This is a genomic window from Spiribacter onubensis (assembly GCF_040838425.1).
Classification (GTDB): domain Bacteria; phylum Pseudomonadota; class Gammaproteobacteria; order Nitrococcales; family Nitrococcaceae; genus Spiribacter; species Spiribacter onubensis.
Genome location: NZ_JBAKFI010000008.1, coordinates 1 through 17,709, shown reverse-complemented (window position 1 = coordinate 17,709; position 17,709 = coordinate 1). Strand labels below are relative to the sequence as shown.

24 protein-coding genes and 2 pseudogenes are annotated in these 17,709 nt (G+C 61.5%); 10 read left to right on the top strand and 16 right to left on the bottom strand.

Going from position 1 to position 17,709, the window contains the following annotated elements:
• The coding region (locus V6X63_RS10355; protein ID WP_367978877.1) for a transposase at positions 1-230 on the bottom strand (230 nt) is incomplete at its 3' end.
• Here V6X63_RS10355 and V6X63_RS10350 point away from each other — a divergent pair.
• Positions 229-1,229, top strand: a pseudogene (locus V6X63_RS10350) (IS3 family transposase). The gene V6X63_RS10355 and the pseudogene V6X63_RS10350 sit on opposite strands and share 2 nt — an antisense overlap.
• A gap of 232 nt (positions 1,230-1,461) precedes the next feature.
• Entirely contained in the window at positions 1,462-2,007 is a 546-nt protein-coding gene (locus V6X63_RS10345; RefSeq protein WP_367978876.1) for a hypothetical protein, read from the top strand.
• A gap of 39 nt (positions 2,008-2,046) precedes the next feature.
• Here the strand turns inward: V6X63_RS10345 and V6X63_RS10340 are convergent.
• Together V6X63_RS10340 and V6X63_RS10335 are read right to left on the bottom strand one after the other, a co-directional pair.
• Positions 2,047-3,233 (bottom strand): IS3 family transposase gene (locus tag V6X63_RS10340; RefSeq protein ID WP_408022311.1). Its coding sequence is split into 2 segments (ribosomal slippage): positions 2,047-2,975 and positions 2,975-3,233, totalling 1,188 coding nucleotides; the frame shifts between segments, so codons are not numbered across the junction.
• A gap of 125 nt (positions 3,234-3,358) precedes the next feature.
• On the bottom strand, positions 3,359-3,925 hold the full coding sequence (locus V6X63_RS10335; RefSeq protein ID WP_367978874.1) for a hypothetical protein: 567 nt from the start codon (positions 3,923-3,925) through the stop codon (positions 3,359-3,361).
• Positions 3,926-4,366: 441 nt separating this feature from the next.
• Between V6X63_RS10335 and V6X63_RS10330 the strand changes: the two genes are divergently transcribed.
• Entirely contained in the window at positions 4,367-4,897 is a 531-nt protein-coding gene (locus tag V6X63_RS10330; RefSeq protein ID WP_367978873.1) for a hypothetical protein, read from the top strand.
• 403 nt (positions 4,898-5,300) lie between these two features.
• Positions 5,301-5,774: a hypothetical protein gene (locus V6X63_RS10325; RefSeq protein ID WP_367978872.1), complete on the top strand. Its 474-nt coding sequence runs from the start codon at positions 5,301-5,303 to the stop codon at positions 5,772-5,774.
• Between the two features lie 91 nt (positions 5,775-5,865).
• Here V6X63_RS10325 and V6X63_RS10320 read toward each other — a convergent pair whose 3' ends face one another.
• Complete coding sequence (locus V6X63_RS10320) at positions 5,866-6,405, bottom strand: hypothetical protein (RefSeq protein ID WP_367978871.1); 540 nt, start codon at positions 6,403-6,405, stop codon at positions 5,866-5,868.
• A gap of 189 nt (positions 6,406-6,594) precedes the next feature.
• Here V6X63_RS10320 and V6X63_RS10315 point away from each other — a divergent pair, with 189 nt between their 5' ends.
• Entirely contained in the window at positions 6,595-7,182 is a 588-nt protein-coding gene (locus V6X63_RS10315; protein WP_367978870.1) for a hypothetical protein, read from the top strand.
• Between the two features lie 171 nt (positions 7,183-7,353).
• Here V6X63_RS10315 and V6X63_RS10310 read toward each other — a convergent pair whose 3' ends face one another.
• Together V6X63_RS10310 and V6X63_RS10305 are read right to left on the bottom strand one after the other, a co-directional pair.
• Positions 7,354-7,890: a hypothetical protein gene (locus V6X63_RS10310; protein ID WP_367978869.1), complete on the bottom strand. Its 537-nt coding sequence runs from the start codon at positions 7,888-7,890 to the stop codon at positions 7,354-7,356.
• Between the two features lie 458 nt (positions 7,891-8,348).
• Complete coding sequence (locus V6X63_RS10305) at positions 8,349-8,540, bottom strand: PIN domain-containing protein (RefSeq protein ID WP_367978868.1); 192 nt, start codon at positions 8,538-8,540, stop codon at positions 8,349-8,351.
• Positions 8,541-8,887: 347 nt separating this feature from the next.
• Between V6X63_RS10305 and V6X63_RS10300 the strand changes: the two genes are divergently transcribed.
• Positions 8,888-9,334 (top strand): AAA family ATPase, encoded by a 447-nt coding sequence (locus tag V6X63_RS10300; protein WP_367978867.1) that lies wholly within the window; start codon positions 8,888-8,890, stop codon positions 9,332-9,334.
• On the opposite strand, the gene V6X63_RS10295 is transcribed toward V6X63_RS10300, so the two are convergent.
• The 4 genes from V6X63_RS10295 to V6X63_RS10280 form a co-directional block, all read right to left on the bottom strand.
• A complete protein-coding gene (locus tag V6X63_RS10295) occupies positions 9,237-10,115 on the bottom strand; it encodes a nucleotidyl transferase AbiEii/AbiGii toxin family protein (RefSeq protein WP_367978866.1) in 879 nt (292 codons plus the stop codon). The genes V6X63_RS10300 and V6X63_RS10295 overlap by 98 nt on opposite strands.
• On the bottom strand, positions 10,112-10,672 hold the full coding sequence (abiEi, locus tag V6X63_RS10290; RefSeq protein WP_367978865.1) for a type IV toxin-antitoxin system AbiEi family antitoxin: 561 nt from the start codon (positions 10,670-10,672) through the stop codon (positions 10,112-10,114). The genes V6X63_RS10295 and abiEi overlap by 4 nt, the downstream gene beginning before the upstream one ends.
• A gap of 198 nt (positions 10,673-10,870) precedes the next feature.
• Positions 10,871-11,290 carry a type II toxin-antitoxin system VapC family toxin gene (locus V6X63_RS10285; RefSeq protein ID WP_367978864.1) on the bottom strand — a complete coding sequence of 140 codons (420 nt, stop codon included), beginning with the start codon at positions 11,288-11,290 and terminating at the stop codon, positions 10,871-10,873.
• On the bottom strand, positions 11,287-11,544 hold the full coding sequence (locus V6X63_RS10280; RefSeq protein ID WP_367978863.1) for a FitA-like ribbon-helix-helix domain-containing protein: 258 nt from the start codon (positions 11,542-11,544) through the stop codon (positions 11,287-11,289). The genes V6X63_RS10285 and V6X63_RS10280 overlap by 4 nt, the downstream gene beginning before the upstream one ends.
• A gap of 288 nt (positions 11,545-11,832) precedes the next feature.
• On the opposite strand from V6X63_RS10280, the gene V6X63_RS10275 reads away from it, so the two are divergent.
• The 4 genes and pseudogenes from V6X63_RS10275 to V6X63_RS10260 all read left to right on the top strand — a co-directional run.
• Entirely contained in the window at positions 11,833-12,153 is a 321-nt protein-coding gene (locus V6X63_RS10275; protein ID WP_367978862.1) for a type II toxin-antitoxin system TacA family antitoxin, read from the top strand.
• Positions 12,113-12,616, top strand: coding sequence for a GNAT family N-acetyltransferase (locus tag V6X63_RS10270; RefSeq protein ID WP_367978861.1), 504 nt, complete (start codon positions 12,113-12,115; stop codon positions 12,614-12,616). The genes V6X63_RS10275 and V6X63_RS10270 overlap by 41 nt, the downstream gene beginning before the upstream one ends.
• A gap of 231 nt (positions 12,617-12,847) precedes the next feature.
• Positions 12,848-13,207, top strand: coding sequence for an MbcA/ParS/Xre antitoxin family protein (locus V6X63_RS10265; RefSeq protein WP_367978860.1), 360 nt, complete (start codon positions 12,848-12,850; stop codon positions 13,205-13,207).
• A 3-nt stretch (positions 13,208-13,210) separates the two neighbouring features.
• Positions 13,211-13,510 (top strand): annotated as a pseudogene (locus V6X63_RS10260) (RES domain-containing protein); the annotation flags it as partial.
• Here V6X63_RS10260 and V6X63_RS10255 read toward each other — a convergent pair.
• From V6X63_RS10255 to V6X63_RS10230, 6 genes are all read right to left on the bottom strand, one after another.
• Complete coding sequence (locus V6X63_RS10255) at positions 13,487-13,645, bottom strand: AbiEi antitoxin N-terminal domain-containing protein (RefSeq protein WP_367978859.1); 159 nt, start codon at positions 13,643-13,645, stop codon at positions 13,487-13,489. The pseudogene V6X63_RS10260 and the gene V6X63_RS10255 sit on opposite strands and share 24 nt — an antisense overlap.
• An 82-nt stretch (positions 13,646-13,727) precedes the next feature.
• A complete protein-coding gene (locus V6X63_RS10250; protein ID WP_367978858.1) occupies positions 13,728-13,871 on the bottom strand; it encodes a hypothetical protein in 144 nt (47 codons plus the stop codon).
• Between the two features lie 7 nt (positions 13,872-13,878).
• Positions 13,879-14,232 (bottom strand): DUF5615 family PIN-like protein, encoded by a 354-nt coding sequence (locus V6X63_RS10245; RefSeq protein ID WP_367978857.1) that lies wholly within the window; start codon positions 14,230-14,232, stop codon positions 13,879-13,881.
• 5 nt (positions 14,233-14,237) lie between these two features.
• Positions 14,238-14,867, bottom strand: coding sequence for a DUF433 domain-containing protein (locus V6X63_RS10240; RefSeq protein WP_367978878.1), 630 nt, complete (start codon positions 14,865-14,867; stop codon positions 14,238-14,240).
• 90 nt (positions 14,868-14,957) lie between these two features.
• Positions 14,958-16,130: a tyrosine-type recombinase/integrase gene (locus tag V6X63_RS10235; protein WP_367978856.1), complete on the bottom strand. Its 1,173-nt coding sequence runs from the start codon at positions 16,128-16,130 to the stop codon at positions 14,958-14,960.
• Between the two features lie 16 nt (positions 16,131-16,146).
• The gene (locus tag V6X63_RS10230) at positions 16,147-16,917 is read right to left on the bottom strand and encodes a hypothetical protein (RefSeq protein ID WP_367978855.1); all 771 of its coding nucleotides are present in this window, start codon (positions 16,915-16,917) and stop codon (positions 16,147-16,149) included.
• Between the last annotated feature and the right edge of the window lie 792 nt (positions 16,918-17,709).

Genomic DNA, 17,709 nt, shown 5'->3' with positions numbered 1-17,709 from the left:
CGTCCCGGTTGCTCGACCGTCCCCGACGCCGACTGCGTCATATTCCGTACCTGCAAATCCTCGACCACCACCGCCGCGTGGTTTTTGCTCAAGGCGCTGGTGAGTTTGTGCAGGTGGTCGCGTCGGGCATTGCCGATCCGGGTGTGTGAAGTGGACCCCGGATTTCGGACCAGGTGAGGAGTAAAGACTCGGAGGCTATCCTCGGCCCATTGCAGAGGAGCCTTCACCATGACCCGAGGACGAGGCGAACGGCTCAGTCCGGACTTCAAGGCCCGCGTTGCCCTTGAGGCGGCCAAGGGCCAAAAAACCGCCAGCGAGATCGCGCAGGAGTTCCAGGTTCACCCGACGCAGATCAGTCAGTGGAAGCGGCAGTTGCTCGATAACGTCCCTGAGCGATTTGAGTCGAAAGCGGCGCGATCCCGCCGCACACCGAGCGCTCGATTCGTCGCCAGTGCGAGCTGATCGGCCTGCCCCGCTCGCTGTATTACTACGCGCCGGCCAGCGAGACACCAGAGAACCTCGCGCTGATGTGGCAGATCGACAAGCAGTACCTGCGCACACCGTTCTTCGGCTCCCGGCAGATGGCCCACTGGCTCCAGCGCCAAGGCTATCGGGTCAACCGCAAGCGCATCCAGCGGTTAATGCGACTGATGGCCCTGCAGGCGATCGCGCCGGGGGCTCACACCAGTCGGCCGCATCCGGAGCATGCGGTCTACCCGTATCGGCTACGCGGCCTCGCCATCGAGCACAGTTGCCAGGTCTGGTGTGCTGACATCACCTATACCGCGATGCGGCGCGGGTTCATGGTCCTGATGGCCGTGCTCGACTGGTTCAGTCGTTATGTTGTCTCATGGCGCATGTCGAATACGCTCGACACCGGCTTCTGCGTCGAAGCGCTGGATGCGGCTCTCGATCAGGGTCAGCCGCTGATCTTCAATACCGATCAGGGCGCGCAGTTCAGCAGCACCGAGTGGATCGAGCGACTCAAGGCATGGGACATCCTGATCAGCATGGATGGCTGCGGCCGGGCCCTCGACAATGTCTACGCTGTGCGATTGTGGCGAACACTGAAGTACGAGGATATCTACCTGCGAGGCTACGACAGCCCGACTGCCCTGGAGCGTGGGCTCGGCAGTTACATCGACTTCTACAACGCGGAGCGGCCACATACCGCGCTTGATCAAAGAACCCCGGCTGAGGTCCACTGGGCTTACATGCCGGAGACTTAATGCCGATGGAGAGGCCACCGGTCTTTACAACTTAGCCGCTACCAGTGGTCCGAAGGATGGGGTCCACCTCACACCGAACGCCGCTGCTCGCCGCTCGGGCGCCATTCAAACTTAAAGGCTTGAAGGCGCTGCACATCTGAGGCTATTCTCGACACCGGTCATACCTGACCGGAAGGGGATGGGTGATGGCGCGCTGGATAAGCGCGTGTGAGGGTCGGTTAGGAGTCGTTGAATGCGCGGAAGACAAGCTGCACGCCTTGGCTTTGCGGTGATCGCGATGAGTGTCGCTGCAACAACAACCGCATCGCCGTTTTCGGTCACGGTGAAAGTCGACGGCGTGAATCAACGCTACGATTTGGAGATCGACCAGGGTCGGTACAAGGACACGCGCGGCGTCATTGCCACGGATGGCAGCGCAAAGCAGTCGCAGCAGTATCGCGTGGGCACGACCACCTTTTCCTCCGACAAGTTAGTGTCCTGGTGGGGGAACGAGTCCCTCGCAGAGACACTGCAAGACGCTGTCTACGAGCAGACGTCCATCAGCGCCGCAGCCTTTGCCTTTGGTCGAACCAATAATAACGTCAACGTGGACTACATCGCCCCGAACGGTGTTTCTGATGACTTGTATTGGACACAAACAGAGCCTTGGGTCATCCAGCGCGATCTTCCGGTGGAAATCCCAGAGATTAATGGCGTGGCGCTCGCTCAGGGCACGTTCGTGCTAACCGCCGCGGGGTTGATGCTCGGCGCCGGGCGGCGTGAGGAGCGGCGAGCCTAGCCCAACGTCACGAAGCCGTGCCCATGGAGTTACCCCGCTTCAGTGGACAGGTTCGGATTTGAGTTCGTGGATACGTTCAGCATGCATTCGCTCGTAGTTTATGGGTGACATCTGTCCGATTGCGGAATGGCGCCGATGCGGGTTGTACCAGCCTTCGATGAACCGGAACACCTCCAGCCGCGCCTCGGTGGGATTGCGGAATCGACGGCGATCCAGCAGTTCGCACTCCAGCGTGGCGAAGAAGCTCTCCGCCATGGCGTTGTCGAAGCAATCACCGACCGAACCCATCGAAGGGCGCACGCCGGCCTCCCGGCAACGCGTGCCGAACGCAATCGAGGTGTACTGGCAACCTTGGTCGCTGTGATGGATGACACCATCAGGTTGACGCTGCCACAGAGCCATCTCCAGGGCATCGAGCACCAGATCCGTTTTGAGGTGCGTGGCCATCGCCCAGCCGACCACGCGGCGGCTGAACACGTCCAGAACGATCGCCAAGTACAAGAACCCACTCCACGTCGGGATGTAGGTGATGTCCGCGACGTAGAGCTTGTCAGGGGCCTCGGCGGAGAAATCCCGCTCCACCAGATCTGGCTCACCCCGGCGGCCCTCATCGCGCAGCGTCGTGAACGCCCCCTTGCGACGGCTCACGCCCTGAATGCCGACCATGCGCATCAACCGGGCGACACGCTTGCGCCCAACGCGCCAGTTCTCATCCTTGAGATCCTCGTGAAGCCGTGGCGCACCGTAGGTGCCATGCGAGAGCCGGTGCAGGACCTTGATCCGATCGGTGAGTGCCGCATCGGTCGCCTGGCGCTGCGACGGCCCGCGGTTACGCCACGCATAGTAGCCGCTGGGGGAGACGCCCAGTACCCGGCACATGGTGGCAACGCTGTGAAAGGCCCGGTTCACTTCGACGAACCTGAAGATCTCGATGGCACAGACTCGGTCTCCCGAGCGAACCAGGCCGCGGCTTTTGACAGGATCTCCCGTTCTTCGCGCAGGCGCTTGTTCTCCTGGCGCAACCGGCGAAGCTCCTCCTGCTCGGTCGATGTTGGGCCATCGTGCCGCACCCCGGCATCGCGGTCGGCCTGCGCCACCCAGTTCATAATGGTCTGCGCCGAGGGCTCAAACTCTTGGGCCAGCTCCCAAGGCGTGCGGCCGTTGCGCACCAACTCGATCATCTGTTGCCGGAACTCCGGCGGGTACGGTGGTCTGCTTCGTGGCATCTTGACCTCCTGCTCTTCCTCAAAGGGTCAGATGTCCACCAAAGCGGGTCAACTCCACCATGATTGCGTGGCCGGCGGTGATTGGCGCTCAATACCGCGCGAGGTTGATGCGCAAGCACCTCCGCTCACTGGCAAGTGATGCTGGCACTGTCCTCAAGCCGACGCGCGCCGCCAACAATCCACAAGCCAAGCGCGCCGATGGCAAGCACCCCTTGGGCAAGCGCGGCGCCGTCGATCTCCGGTACCGCCTGCGTGGCATAGAGAATGTCCTCATCCGCCGCGATGGCATTTGATAACGTGACGTTGACCCGCGCATCGAAAGAACCTGGACTACCACTATCGTAAATACCTTTGACGTAAGTGGTGCCGTCGTAACCGCCGGTGTCGTAGGCATAGAAAAGATTACTCGAGCCGCGGTATGCGAGGCTCTCGGCCGCGATGCTATCCCCCCACCAATCGGTTTTGGTGAGATTGAACAGACCATTCACCCCCTCGCCGAGGGTGGAGTTGTAAGTGATGGCCGTGTCCGCCCCCACAATCTCGGTGTCGATGCTCACCGTGTTGTTGTTGATCTCATAAGTGCCCGGCGCGATGACATCAAAGGTCTCCAGTGCTAGCACACCCGGGCTCGCGGCGATCGCCAGTGTGCCGACGAGTGCGCTCAACCCGCGGTTTGTCTTTGTGCCGGTCATGCCCCACGACCTGTTAGTGGATGCCTATATAACCCACAATCTATCCGATTGCGCCGCGCGGCACCAGCGCAAAGCCACAGGCCGAGCGCGCCGATGGCAAGCAGCCCCCGGGCGAGCGCCGCGCCGTCGATCTCCGGGACGCTCTGGGTCGCGTAGCGCAGCTCGGTTCCCGCGACCGGGGTGGTGCTGATAGCCCGCCGTGCGGCTTGTTGCCTGCCCCTCGGTCCCCAAATCCCCGTAGCCGAAGATCGCAACCTGGCCATTGTTATACGCACACCAAATGCGGATATAACCGCCCAATCGCTGCGCCGTCATCCACCGAGTAAAGGCGACAATCGCGGCGCCGGCGGCCGCGCCCAACGCTCCCGCTCGTCGAGCGCTTGCACCCGCGCGCCCCACTCGCTTACTCTTTCGAAGCAATGGGGGACGTGTGAGATTCAAGTGAAACGACCCATTGGCCGAAAAGCCACCTGGCGGCGAGCGCGACTTTGCACCACCGCGCTTGCCAGTGTCCTTGTGATGGCCCCCGCCGCCGCGGGTGCGACGACCTACAGTGTGACCATCAATGATGGCACCATCTACAGCTTCACTGTCGACAACGACACGTACGACAACATTGGGACTACGCTCAATAATAACCCGTGGTGGGAGGACAATACGCTTGCCAACGTCATTGCGACAGCGAGCGATGCCACAAGCGGCGGTGAGCCGGTAGAATTTGCCCGAAGCGCATCCAACACGGGCACCAGCGGTATAGTTGTTACCACCTACAACACGGCCAGTCAGGTCGATTTGGCCGCGAGTGAGCAGTTCGAGGGCTCGGAGTCGGCCAATTACGCGGTGTTCCAGAGTCTTAGCTATGTCCCGGAGATCGACGGCGCGGCGCTCGCGAAGGGCACGTTCGTACTCGCCGCACTCAGTCTATATACCTTAGGCGCTCGGCGGGAGCGCCCGCGGGGTAAGCGCGCCTGATCGCGCAGCAGTGTGCGCCCGCGGCCCATCGCGGCCCGAAATCGATCCCATTGGCCGCGACTGCCGACCATGGGGGTCGATGAGACTGACCTATCCACTGACTTGCTCACCTGCGAGCGCCGCGGCGATGCCGCGCTGTCATTCACCGGTCAAAGGCGCCGAGCGCTGCGCCGAACAGCCCGCCACCCCGGTGGCCGCGCCCAACGCCCGCGGCTGTGCCGCGCGAGCGCGCACCTGAGACACCCACTCGCGCGCTGAGCCACGCCGCGCGCGCCTTGCGCCCCCGCGCCAGATTCGGCTACGCTTTGAACCCACTGGTGACGCGTCAACGAGTAGGAAGGGTCATTCATGCGCAAAAAAACCGCTTGGCCGCGAGCGCGCCTTTGCACCCCCGCGCTTGCCAGTGCCCTTTTACTGGCCCCCCGCCGCAGCACTTGCGACGAACTACAGCGTCACCATCGATGACGGCACCACCTATACGTTCACCGTTGAGTCCTACAGCTACGACCAGAAGACTGATCTCATCAAGGCAAATCCCTGGTGGGGTAATGAGAGTCTGGCCAAAGATATTGCGACACGCAGCGATGCCACAGGAGGCAGTTCGCCGGCGGGAACTGACGCGCTCTTTGCCTATAGTACATTTGTTTCGGGCGACGACTTGTATGTTAGCACTTACGGCACGAAGGGCACTGTAGACGCCTTAAAAGGGCGTTCCCCCGAGACGACGATGCAGGTCAATTACGCGGAATTCCAGAGCATTAGCTATGTCCCGGAGATCGACGGCGCGGCGCTCGCGAAGGGCACATTCGCACTCGCCGCGCTCGGTCTCTACACACTCGGCGCCCGGCGTGAGGACCGGCCCGTGGAGCGCGTCTGATCGCGCAAGGGTGAGGGGCCGCATCCCACCGCCGCGCGAGGTGCTATGACACTGATATCTTCCGCCGACCGACGCAGCCGATCAGACTGACTCACTCGCCGGCGATCGCCCCGCCCTCACCCCGGCGACGTCGCGCCGTCATCCACAGGCCAAAGGCGCCAAGCGCCAAACCCGCCTGGGCGAGTGCCGCGCCGTCGATCTCCGGGACGGCCTGTGTGGCGTAACGCGCCACCTCGGTGATCGATCGATAGTTACTGGTCTCGCTACTCGCCTGCGCGTTGTCAGTGTAAAACGTTACGTCTTGCCCGTCCGGACGCAGCTTGTGGGCGAAGCGGATCGGCTCGCCGCTCACGCCGCTCGAGGCGAACGCCAGATCTTCGGCAACGGTGCCAAAACTGTCCCACCAGCTCGTCTGATCGAGCGCCAGATACCCTTCAGGCGGTGCGGAGTTCAGATTAGCGAAGGAATCGTTGAAGACCGCGATGTCATAGGTCGTGCCATTGACGGTGATCGAGCGCGTTACCACCGGATCCTGCGCCACCGCGCCGAACGGCACAGCGAGGAGGCAGGCGAGCGCTGCCGACCACCGCCATGGATGCCAGGCGCGCTTTGCAGATGGCTTGATCGACACGTCTACTCCCGGTGCATTCTGATTCGCACCGGAGTCTGCCCCCCCCCCTTCTTGCCGTCAAGCGTCCAACCCGGGGCGATGCGATTGGACAAAGCCCCCCGCCTTTGCTATATCGTTTATCCATAAACCTAGCCATTATCCACCTGCTCGGCCACCGCGGCATCGGATTATTCAGGGGCGCTACTTGCGATGATCAAGCGAGCTTTCAACGCGCGGCGAACCGGCCACCGGCGTAGAGTTGCATGGCGCGCGTTGGCTGCAGCCGCGCTGCTCCTCGGGCTGACGCCAGTCGCGGGGGCGAGTATTGAAATCACAGTCACTTCGGGCGTGGACGAAGGCGACGTCGGGCGCTACACCGTGGCGGCGGAATCACAGGTATTCGACGTAAACCTGACCAGTGTCAGCAAAAAAAACGATTGGTGGGGAGACCAGGGCCTCGCCGAGGCGCTCGCGTCGCGCAGCAATAGCGGGCTTAAGTTCCTCTACGCCATTGACTTTGGACCGGACAATGGCGCGGGCGACGACAAAATCCAGTTTTACGCCGACGATGGCTCGCGCGGGGCATTCAGCACCGGCGAGATTCTCAGAGACAATGTGGTCAGTGATTACGCGGTGCAGCAGGGTGGCGTTGCAGCCGTACCGGAGATCGATGGCGCGTTGCTTGGCCAGGGCATGCTGGCACTGAGCGCCGGGCTCTTACTCATTGGCGCCCGAGCGGGTCGTGAGGACATCAGTGGATTGACTTCATCACCCGCTCAAAAACCGCGCCGTAATTGATACCCAGGATGGTCTTTGCACCGGCGATGAGCATCGCTGTTTAGTCGGTCGTTGAATCCTCAGAGCGGAGCACTGCCACGACGCCACGGGCGGGGGCATATGGATTGCTCGGAATTAGCTTAGCTCAGCACGTTCGGCGTGAATGCCGATCTGGGCTATGCAGAAACCGGGTTACACGGACCGTGTATCGGGCATGGCGCCATTGCGCGTGCGATCCCGCCCGATCATCCACAGCCCGATGGCACCCAGCGCTAATGCACCTTGCGCAAGTCCCGCACCATCGATCTCCGGAACCGCTACGGCGTCGACATACGCCTCGTCGAAGCCTGTCTCAAGCTCGTAGCTTCGACGGCCCGTTAGATACGTCTCCGCAAACGCCTTATTACTCTCGAATTTCCAGACAAACATCGCTTCTGACGTGCCTGCGATGCCATCGGCGAGGTTGCCTTGGTTCTTGAACACGTTCTCGGCGAGATCGGCTGCAACGCTCTGATTCCCCCACCACGGTTGCGTCGAGGCGCCGAAGTGCGAATCAAACTCGGTATATGTCCCCTTATAGGCGGTCAGCTCATAGCGCTGCCCATCGACGATAACCTCCGCTGTCTTGCTCCCTGAGGGCAGGGAGCTGGCGGCGGCGGGCCCAAGTCCACACACCAGGACGCCGAGTGCGATCAGACCGTTTCTCAAGCCGCCGCCTCGGCGGCTCATTGGAATTGACATCTCCCTCGCTCTTTTCATGCCCTCGCCACCGTCCAGTCCTTCTAACTAGCAAGTCATCATGATAGCCCGGTGCTCAGCCGCTCGCAAACGGATCACGGGCCTCGACGCCCGCGCGGCGGAAGTGCGACTTGTTGCGCTCTGGGTCATCGGTGGTCTGTGCACACTGCACACAATTGCGGTGCATCAGCGCACCCCACCAATCATGTCACCGATGCGCGTAGCCAGAGCCTGTATGACTGAATGTCGCGGGCGAGACCACCATCGCCTTATCGTGTGGCTCGTCGATACGGCGTCGGTCTCCCGTCACAAGGACTGCCTGAGGCTCGTGATCAAGCAGCGCCCACGAGTGATGATCCCCCGGATCTGGCGCATGCCTGTCGGTCACTGGCTCCCGCCAGAGCGCGTTCAGCGTCACCTCGGTGAGAAGCTGATCAACCTCAGCCGCATTAAGCGCATGCAGCGCGGCGAGCTTTCGCTCGCAACAGTACTGTTCGATATTCCGCGAGCAACGCGGGGGAGAGCAAAAACAGCAGTCGGCCGTTGAGCATCGCATCCACCGCGCGTCCCGTCGGGCTTTGCCTATCTGCCGTTATCAGTCCCGCAACCAAAACATTGGTATCGACGATAACGCATCTCATGCTGTCTGACGGGCTTGGCGGACCTCGCTGTCAGCCACCTCGAGCGCCTCTGATTCGCTAAGCCCCGCGTGCGAACGAGCCCGCTCGAGCAGCGCTCTCGCGTCTTCAGTCGGCTTAATGCCTCGCAGGCGCAAGCTTTCCTCGATCAGCTTGCCAATCGAGCGCCCCTATCGTGAGTCGGCTCATGGAGTAGCCCTACCCGTTATTTATGTAATATGCATATTGTCACCAAAACACCAAGGTTTCACGAGCCAAGATTGAGGACGGTGGCGGTGTGCCAGTCGACTGAATTCACTAGGCCGATCTATTAATTTTACTAGCAGTACCTAGTAATACCCTCAAGCCCCATGACAACCCACTATCAAAGATCCTTTGTCACCGACCTGGCCAATCGTCTCGACGAGGCCGCCCCTTTAATTCAGTTGATCGTCGGGCCCCGTCAGGTGGGCAAAACCAAGGGCATCCAACAGCTTATCGAGCAGCGGACGGCACCGGCACACTACGCCAGTGCCGATGACCTGCTTGCAGGCGATGCCCAGTGCCTCCGCGAGCAGTGGCAGCATGCGCGACTCCTCGGCTCCAACGCGCTGCTCGCTATCGACGAGATCCAGAAAATCCCCCACTGGCCCGAGACGGTGAAAGCGCTCTGGCGTAACCCCCCCCCGTCAAGCAGACAGTTTGAAAGTAGAACTTGCCTCAGTCCACGACCGCTGCGTGCGCCTCCCCAAGCAGTGCGCGGTTCGCAGAGACGAGGTAATCGAGAAAGCCGCGTCGCGCGATTGTCCGCTCAATGACCGCAGGCGGCAGAAAGCGAGCCATCTGGGCGCGGAACGCGTCAGCATTAATATCGTCGGGCAAGGCCGCGAGCCGGCGTCCGAGTGCGCCCTGATAATCGATCAGGCCGTAATCGGCGACTTTGGCTCTCAGCCACTCTGGGTTGATCGTCGCGCCCTGCTGCTGCAGCCAGGGTAGATCCCAAAGATCACGGTGGCGAGTGAATGTCGAGGCGACCACGGCGATAAGCTTGTCACAGAGCACTTCCGAGAGGCTCTCGACGGGCACGAGGATATCCTCATAGCCATCGGGCAGCGCCGCGTAGTTACGCCGCAGTGGCCGCAGTTCGTTTGAATACGCCGGCACGTTGGCGATTTCGAGCCGAATCCGCTGGCGCGGCAAGTCCGGCCTCGCCGGCGCGGTCGTGACAATGACCTGCCAGCGACTCACGGCAACGCCTGCTGTGCGCTCGACCCCTTGTTGGGCAGACGGCGCCTTGACCCGCACATCAAGCCCGAAATCCCGCTCGATCAAGGATTCAATCGCCCGCGCCATACCCTCGACATCGCCGGCCGCAAAAGCTGCTCCGCCCGCGAAGTCCAGATCTTCGCTGAATCGTGGCGCTCCGTGGCATAGCCGCAGACTGGTCCCGCCTTGGAAGGTGAGCTGATCGAGCAGACCGGCCTGATCAAGCGCCCGTAGGATCTCGTAGTGGAGGAGCTCCTTTTCCACCACCGGCCGCAGGGGTCCCAGATCTGGTGCCTCGCTGATGGCAGCATCCACCAGGGCGTCGAGCTTCATCCCACGCCCCGCTCGTCGATGATCTCTTCAAGCGCTTGCTGGTCGACCATGTTGTAATTGCGTCCCACGCGCTTTAAGTCACGCCACGCCGCCTCCGGCGTGGCCAATCGAAGCGGCCGGTCCGGCGGACTCACCGTCGATGCGAGAATGTTCTCAAGCGGTCTTGCCGTGTGCGTGAACTCGATGGTTCCCCAGGGGGTGTGGAAGACTCCCCTGCGGCCGGTTGTCATGAGCGTGAGATAGCCCATCGGGACCTGCGAGATGGCCCCCCACTCCGAGAGCGCCGACTCGAGGCTCACATAGCTATAGTCACCGCGGCGGATGGCCCGGGCGATCCGCTCGAGATCATAGCCATCGTTGCGCAGCCCTGCCGGATAGACATATACGCCGCGGGCGGCGGGCCGCAGCCAGTCGGATTGGACAAGACGCTTGAGTGTCGCTGCTCGTGCCGCGGGACGATCGGCGCGGAGCATGCGCTCGAGGTCGCGGCGGGTGAACACCGCACGCCCGCTCGCCGCCTGCTCGGTAAGAATCTTTAGCGCGTCAATCTGTTGCATAGCTGCCGTCGCCCTCAAGTAGACAGAAATATTATTTGCGAATCGCTTTATTGTCTACTTGGCGCGTTAGCGGCGCGATGGAACAGCGGGCTCGAGTCATATCTGAATGGGTGGTTTGGGCGGAAGTACCGATCGTACTCCTGCGCCGAGGGACGCCGAGGCCCACCGCACATTAGAGCAGCAGCAAGCCCGATGTAATCAACCTTGCCAGGGGTTGATGACCTTCAAGCCCGCCACCTCAAATCGGGTCGTGTCGCGAGTGGCAACAGCGAAGCCATTCGCAAGCGCAATCGCAGCTATAAAGGCATCAGCCGTCTGCACCGTGGCCCCGGCAGCGCGAGAGCGGGCCAGCAGCTCGGCATAGGCCCTTGTGCAGGCCACATCAAAATCGAGCATACGATTGGCAAACAGCGGCAACAGGTGCTCTTCCAGATACGCACGCACGCCGTCCTGGCGCTTACCGGCCGGCATCAATGCAATCCCTGCCCGAAGCTCTGCGACGGTGACGGCGGAGAGGTACAGCGTCTCCAGCGCCTGGGCATCCAGCCAGTCCAGGACACGCTTGTTGGGTTTTAACCGCTGCGGTTCGGAGATCACATTCGTATCAAGCAGGATCATTCGAAACTCGCCGCACGCGCCGGGGATGCGATGCGCGCCTGTTCGAACAAGGCATGCTCCTCATCCGTAAGCGCGCCCACCTCGCCGGCAACGCTCGCCAGATACGAACCCAATTCAAGCCGCTGCTGCGGCTGTGTGGCCCGCGCCAGAATGTCGCGGATCTCCGCCTCGGTACTGCGCCCATGATGGGCGGCCTGAATGCGAATCGCCCGATGCACTTCATCGGGCAGGTTTCTGATGTTGACGTTGGCCATTCGGTATCCCTATGTAAATCCGGTACCAATGATACCATCACGTAATTTCAATACCACATTCCCGATCAGCGATATCAACACACGCATGCCCACCAATGCGCAGGCCGTGTGGGTAGCGCGTGAGCAAGGGCCTGCTCACAGGCCTGCCCCAGACCATCGACCCCCGTCGGGCAGAGGTCCCGCTCATACTCCTGCGCCGAGACAACCACGAAGAGGATGGCAATTTTATGTTCTGTATGCCATTCTGGCACCGATTCGTCAGGTGCGGACTGAGTAAGGAGCGTCGCAATGGCTTTGACCAACCACGCCGATCAGGAAAAACGATTGGTCGCGCGCGCGCCCGCGGACATCCACCGAAGGATTCAGGAGGCAGCCGAGTTGCAGGGCGCTACTCTCTCGCAGTTCTTGCTCGAGGCGGCGCTCGCGCGGGCGGATGAGGTAACCGAGCGGGTGACGCGGATCGAGGCGAGTCGCGAGGCATTTGATCGCATGATGACCGCACTGGATCAGCCGGCGAGGTCACTACCGCGGTTGCAGCGAGCTGCGGACCGGTACAAGGAAACTATTGATGCAACCGATTCGCAAGGAGCCACTGAACCGGGGGCATGATCGGGCGGGCTTTGACTGCGGGGATGAAGCGCTCAATCACTTCATTCGTCACACCGCGCGGCGCCAGGATGAGCGCAACATTGTGCGCACGATGGTGTTTGTTAACAGCAACGACCCGCGATGCATTCTGGCCTATTACTCGACCGCGCCGTGCGAGATTCATCCGCCCCAAGAAGTGCGGGCCTGGAAAAACTATCCTCACCCGGTCCCATTTCTTCGGATGGCGCGCCTTGCGACTGACTTAAGCGTCCGGGGCCGAGGCGTCGGGGAGCTGGCCCTGCTCGGCGCTGTCGAGGATGCTGCGACCATCGCGCAGCGGCTCACCGCGATCGGCGGTCTTGTAGTGGACGCAAAAGATGACCGCGCATCCGCGTTCTACGAGCGCTATGGCTTCCTGCCCATTACAGAGGGCGGAGCCCAGTGGTACCTGCCCACTCAGGAGTGTGTGCACTACCTGGGGTGATCGGCACGAACACCGATCTCAAGGGCAAATCCATGCGCAAGCGCTTGGAGAAGGAGACGGCCGACTGAGCTGTTGGATGGGCCGAAACGGTTGGCCACGGAAGCGGGGCACCCATTATCTGGAACCGGGCCCCCCTTGACTGGAATACACAACCCCGAAGTCGATGTTGCAAAAACGCGTTTTGGCATTCAACTGGTGCGTACACACATTTATCCGCCATCGGAGGCATCCATGTCGACCGCAACCGCTGGCCAAGCGAACGAGGCAGAGGTGCTGGCCAAAGCGGTGCTTAACGCCTGCAAGGCCCTTGGCATCGGCCAGGCCGAGCTCGGTTGCATCATCGGACGGGATCGCTCAACGCTGGTTCGCTCGGGGGTCGAGCCGGCCAGTCAAAGCGGACAGCTATCGCTGCTACTCGTGCGCTGCTACCGCAGCCTTTATGCTCTGATGGGCGGAGATACGGGGCTCATGCGGCACTGGATGCACACACACAATCGACACACCGGCGGTACACCGGCCGAACAGTGCCGTTCCATCGACGGCCTTGTCCACGTCTGCGACTACCTCGACGCCATTCGCGGCAAAGTCTAGCCCATGCCTGAACTGCGTCAGTGGCGGGGCATCAGCTTGATTGACCATGTCAGCCCCATCCGGGGGCGTCTTCATCGCATCGTCGAGAGCCAGGAACAGGTTGCCACCGCCGACATTGTCGACACCCTAGAGGAACAGGGTCTGCTCGAGCAGCTCCTCGATCGCAGCAAACCAGCGCTCCGACTGGGCAGCGATCACCTGCATTACCTGCTGATGTCACCATTCCGATACCCGCCACTGCAACACGGATCACGGTTTGGCGGGCGTCATGAATCTTCCCTATTTTACCCAGGCGCGCTCCAGCCAGCCCCGCGCCACGTAGTTGTGGATCGACTTGGCGTCGACGCCTTGGCCCTTGAGCCACTGCGTATCCACCAAGAGCCCCGGTGGCACTCTATCCAGCAGAGGTTTTAGGCGTGGCGTTTTTTGATGGCTCATAGCCATTAAATTCGCACATATTCAAAACACCGCCAATCCTCTGACTGATCGCTTCTCGCGATCCCACAGACTGCCATCACGCTCACGCCGCCCGCCTCGCCCGCACCCGCGCCATCATCCCCTCGAACGCCGCGCCATCGCCGCCCATGGCGTTGGGGACGAACGGCGCGTAGCGACGGAACAGCAGCTCGCCGGAGCTCTGGCTGGGCAGCCGGGGCGTGTCCACCGACGGATCAATTCTCTGGAATCGGATGCAGGGTAATACGCCCCGGGCCCTTCAGATCCACGACACAATTGAGCAAATCACCGCCGCAATGGGTCTCAGCAAAGTCGATGGCTTCGCGGAGTCTCGACCATTGGTCGGAACGACCAAGTCCTGCTTCGCGCAAAGCGATGACCCCCGGATGGACTTCGTATCCTTGCGCAAGACTTGTAAAGTCGGCGACGTTCACCGTCACCACTACACGGGTTTCCTCATAGGCGCGTTGCCACAGCGCTAAGTCGGGACAACCGCGCAGCCCGATGTATATGGCGGCAACAGCATCGATGCCACACTCGGCCGCCCATTCGGCTAGTCGTGGCGACACGATTCTCATCGATTAGCAGCTTCAATTGCCGTCCGTTGCAGTCTCAGATCTCTCTTAGGCCGGCCTGGCGGATCTCCCATACGCGAGCGGACTTCCGCATATCGAAGGGCCTCCTCGCTGAGCTGGGGATAGTCCTCGGCTATCTCGCTAACAGGTACGCCCGCTCGAAACTGCTCGACGATCTGAGCAACCGGAATCCGTGTGCCCTTGAACACAGGAGCGCCCGAACAGATTTGCGCATTACGCTCGACCAACATATCCCCACGCCGAATATCCCGTATGCACCCTCGAGCCGCCCGCACCATGTCCGAGAGCTCAAAGGTGGCGGAGACCTCGCCTGTTCGCCTGAGACTATGGCCAGTACGTACCCAGCCGCGCTCGGTGTGATTTTTCAGAGTCATTACTCGGTAGACCGCCCGCCGGTCCTCGGGCTCAAGCATCAGCCCCTCAGATTCGAGCGACTTCGTCAGCCGGAAATACAACACCTCGCGGAACGTAAGCCGGTGGCGTTTACGGCCATCTGTCTGCGCCGGGACCTTCAGGACGCGGGCAAATTCTTGGCGGATTTTCCGATCCGACTGCTCTGCCGCCGCCGCGGCAATCCGGGTTTCGTAACTGACCGACATATCACGCATCAAATATGACTCAATGAATGCGATATTTTACAAGGTGGTGCACTTTGCGCAACCGGCGGCCTCCCGCGATCTCGCAGACTGCCATCACCCTCACGCCGCCCGCCTCGCCCGCACCCGCGCCATCATCCCCTCGAACGCCGCGCCGTCTCCGCCCACAGCATTTGGAACGAACGGCGCATAGCGGCGGAACAGCAGCTCGCCGGAGCTGTGCCCAAGGAGCCGGGAGATGAAGATCGGGTTCTCCCCAGCGGCGAGATGCAGGACGGCTGCGGTGTGCCGGGTCTCGTAGACCCGGCGCGGCCGCAGGCCGAGGGCCTTCAGCGTCGGATGCCAGACCCGGCGCGAGACCTTGGAGGGATCAAGCGCCCGACCATCCTCGTCCGGGAATACATACTCATCGGGCTCACGACCAGCGATATGCGCGGCGAGCGCCTCAGCGAGCGCCGATGACACCGGCACGTCCCGCCGGGCGGTGACGCGTTTGAGGCTCGTTGGCACGCCATCCACCACCGCCTCACGGATGCGCAGCCGAGCACGCTCGACATCGACGTGCTTCACCTTCAGCCCATTGATCTCGCCGGTGCGAAGCCCGGTGTGAAAGCGCACCTCGAAGTACAGCCTAAAGGCCGGGTCGACGGCATCGAGAAACGCCCAGACCTCCTCGGCGGTCAAGGGCTGGACGTCCGGGCGCTCCTCGCGAAGGGTGCGAACATGCCGCATGGGGTTATTGATCCCAAGCTCACGCTCGGCGAACTGCAGGATCCCCGAGAGCGGCGACATGATGGTATTGATCCGAGTATTGCTGATCGCCCGGGTGCCGTCGGTCTCCGTCTCGGCGGCGAGCGACTCCCTAAAGGCGAGAATCGCGCGCTCGTCGATCTGGCGCACCGGTTGCTCACCAAACGCCGGGATGAGGTAGCGCTCGATCATCTGCTCGATGCGCTTTGCGTAACTCGGCTTCCAGCCCTCCCGGTGCAGCGCCCACCACTGCCGGGCATAGCGGGTGAAGCTGCTCGCCGGCTCGCGCGGATCCCGGTCATGAATCCAGCGCATCGCCTCATCCTTCTTCGGGCTTTCCGGAAACCACGCCGCGTAGTCGAAGGTGCCGGTCTCGAGCTCGGCGTTGATGCGCTTCACGTTCCGTCGGATCACCCGGCGGTTTTCCGGCGTATTCCGCAGGCCCGTGCCCTCCCGGAACCGCCGGCCGTAGAGGAAGAGGTCGTATTGGAGGATGCCGTTCGGTCTTACCACAAATGTCGCCATCTTCGCCTCCCCTGCCTTAGCCCTTCACCGAGGCCTCGACGCCCCGCACGCGCGCCATGCCGGTAACCGCCGTCACCATCACGGCAAGCATCGAGAGCTGCACCATCAGGGACTCACCCACCGCGTGGGCGAGGCCATAAGCAAACGCTGCAGCCAAGGCCAAGATGAATAGCCGCACGCTATAGCGGCCCGCTGAGGCCGCTATCCTCGAGCGGTCAAGCCGCCAGCGGTCATCGGATGCCCGCACCAGCGGGTAGAGGCCGGCCACTGTGATTGCCAGTGCATCCGTGACTCGGCGCACAAAGCCCCGACGGCTCCGGCCTTTGGATGGCCTGGGATTGGATCGCGTGGAAGCCGAGCGCGTCGGCTTGGATGCGCCGAGCGCCGCGGATGCTGACGAGGCACTCACGCCACCCCCGCCCGAATCACCCGGATCAACATCGTCATCGCCACCGCCCTCGCAGCGATAAAGCCGGCGGGGGGCCGCCTCGAGGCGATAGCTCAGCAGGATGGGCCAGGGCGCCGCCTTAAACGCCTCGCGACTGATTCCAGCGCTATCGAAGGGGCAGAGATCATAGACCGCATCCCACCACTCCGGCATGGGCGGTTCGATGGGATTGGGCATCTCGCCGGCCTCGATGGTCTGCAGTGCATCGAGCCGGTCAAGTCCATGGAGAATCGCCCAGGGGCGCTTGACGAAGAGCTCCAGTGGCAAGTGTACGCGGTGCAATCGCAGCGCGTTATAAACAACCAGCCAATCGGCAGTCTGATAGCGATAGTAGGACATGGTGAATCTTCCTTTTGTTACTTGGATTCACCCCCATAAATAGCACATCAATGCCGTATGCAAAGGCCCCTTGAAACCGCTCTATAGAAGCGCCCGAGCGCCGCTTGGCTCGGCGCTTCCATCGACTCTGTCTACTGCATCTCTCATCGCCTCGATCTGACTCAGATCGAGGCACTCGCCGCCTGTCATTGCCCACATGTATTGAGGTCAATCGAGCTGCTGATGCGATTGCAATCAATCAAGGAGATCGCCTTGAACTCAGAAATTGATATGCGGATTTCAGTGCTACGCTCTACTCGAGTGTGCGCGTGCTCTCTGGCATGCAGCGTCGCTATGCGCCTCGATCGTGGGCGGAGCAGGGGTGGATCCTTTGACTACTGCGGTGACCTTGTTGGCCCGGACGCTCGCGCTCGCGCATTAACACATTCAGCGCCCGGAGTGGGAGGCGAGATGAAAGATCCAATTTTTCGACCTTTGAGCGTTTGGCTGAAATCGGACTGCGCTCGAGCACTCGGTACGAAGAAGATGGAGTTATTGCACAAAAACTGCAATTAGACACCCTTGAAAAGCAAAAATTTTCAGTACCATAGATCCTGTGTCCACGTTGAAACTTTATAGGAGCTACCTCATGCCGAAGAAAATTGAAATCGACACCTATATCGCTGTGCGGAATACTCCCGATCTGGGCCACCGATTCCACGCCATCTGGGACGGGCATTCCGGCTGATCGGGGATAACGATTCCGTTTGATCAGGGACACTGGTGTGGCGCTCGGGGGATACTCCGGCTCTT

What these genes read in the sequence shown, in the direction of transcription:
- V6X63_RS10345 (WP_367978876.1), top strand. Translation starts at nt 1,462, where the DNA reads ATGCGCGGAAGACAAGCTGCACGCCTTGGCTTTGCGGTGATCGCGATG.
- V6X63_RS10335 (WP_367978874.1), bottom strand. Translation starts at nt 3,925, where the DNA reads ATGACCGGCACAAAGACAAACCGCGGGTTGAGCGCACTCGTCGGCACA.
- V6X63_RS10315 (WP_367978870.1), top strand. Translation starts at nt 6,595, where the DNA reads ATGATCAAGCGAGCTTTCAACGCGCGGCGAACCGGCCACCGGCGTAGA.
- V6X63_RS10310 (WP_367978869.1), bottom strand. Translation starts at nt 7,890, where the DNA reads ATGAGCCGCCGAGGCGGCGGCTTGAGAAACGGTCTGATCGCACTCGGC.
- V6X63_RS10305 (WP_367978868.1), bottom strand. Translation starts at nt 8,540, where the DNA reads ATGAGATGCGTTATCGTCGATACCAATGTTTTGGTTGCGGGACTGATA.
- V6X63_RS10300 (WP_367978867.1), top strand. Translation starts at nt 8,888, where the DNA reads ATGACAACCCACTATCAAAGATCCTTTGTCACCGACCTGGCCAATCGT.
- V6X63_RS10295 (WP_367978866.1), bottom strand. Translation starts at nt 10,115, where the DNA reads ATGAAGCTCGACGCCCTGGTGGATGCTGCCATCAGCGAGGCACCAGAT.
- abiEi (WP_367978865.1), bottom strand. Translation starts at nt 10,672, where the DNA reads ATGCAACAGATTGACGCGCTAAAGATTCTTACCGAGCAGGCGGCGAGC.
- V6X63_RS10285 (WP_367978864.1), bottom strand. Translation starts at nt 11,290, where the DNA reads ATGATCCTGCTTGATACGAATGTGATCTCCGAACCGCAGCGGTTAAAA.
- V6X63_RS10280 (WP_367978863.1), bottom strand. Translation starts at nt 11,544, where the DNA reads ATGGCCAACGTCAACATCAGAAACCTGCCCGATGAAGTGCATCGGGCG.
- V6X63_RS10275 (WP_367978862.1), top strand. Translation starts at nt 11,833, where the DNA reads ATGGCTTTGACCAACCACGCCGATCAGGAAAAACGATTGGTCGCGCGC.
- V6X63_RS10270 (WP_367978861.1), top strand. Translation starts at nt 12,113, where the DNA reads ATGCAACCGATTCGCAAGGAGCCACTGAACCGGGGGCATGATCGGGCG.
- V6X63_RS10265 (WP_367978860.1), top strand. Translation starts at nt 12,848, where the DNA reads ATGTCGACCGCAACCGCTGGCCAAGCGAACGAGGCAGAGGTGCTGGCC.
- V6X63_RS10255 (WP_367978859.1), bottom strand. Translation starts at nt 13,645, where the DNA reads ATGAGCCATCAAAAAACGCCACGCCTAAAACCTCTGCTGGATAGAGTG.
- V6X63_RS10240 (WP_367978878.1), bottom strand. Translation starts at nt 14,867, where the DNA reads ATGCGTGATATGTCGGTCAGTTACGAAACCCGGATTGCCGCGGCGGCG.
- V6X63_RS10235 (WP_367978856.1), bottom strand. Translation starts at nt 16,130, where the DNA reads ATGGCGACATTTGTGGTAAGACCGAACGGCATCCTCCAATACGACCTC.
- V6X63_RS10230 (WP_367978855.1), bottom strand. Translation starts at nt 16,917, where the DNA reads ATGTCCTACTATCGCTATCAGACTGCCGATTGGCTGGTTGTTTATAAC.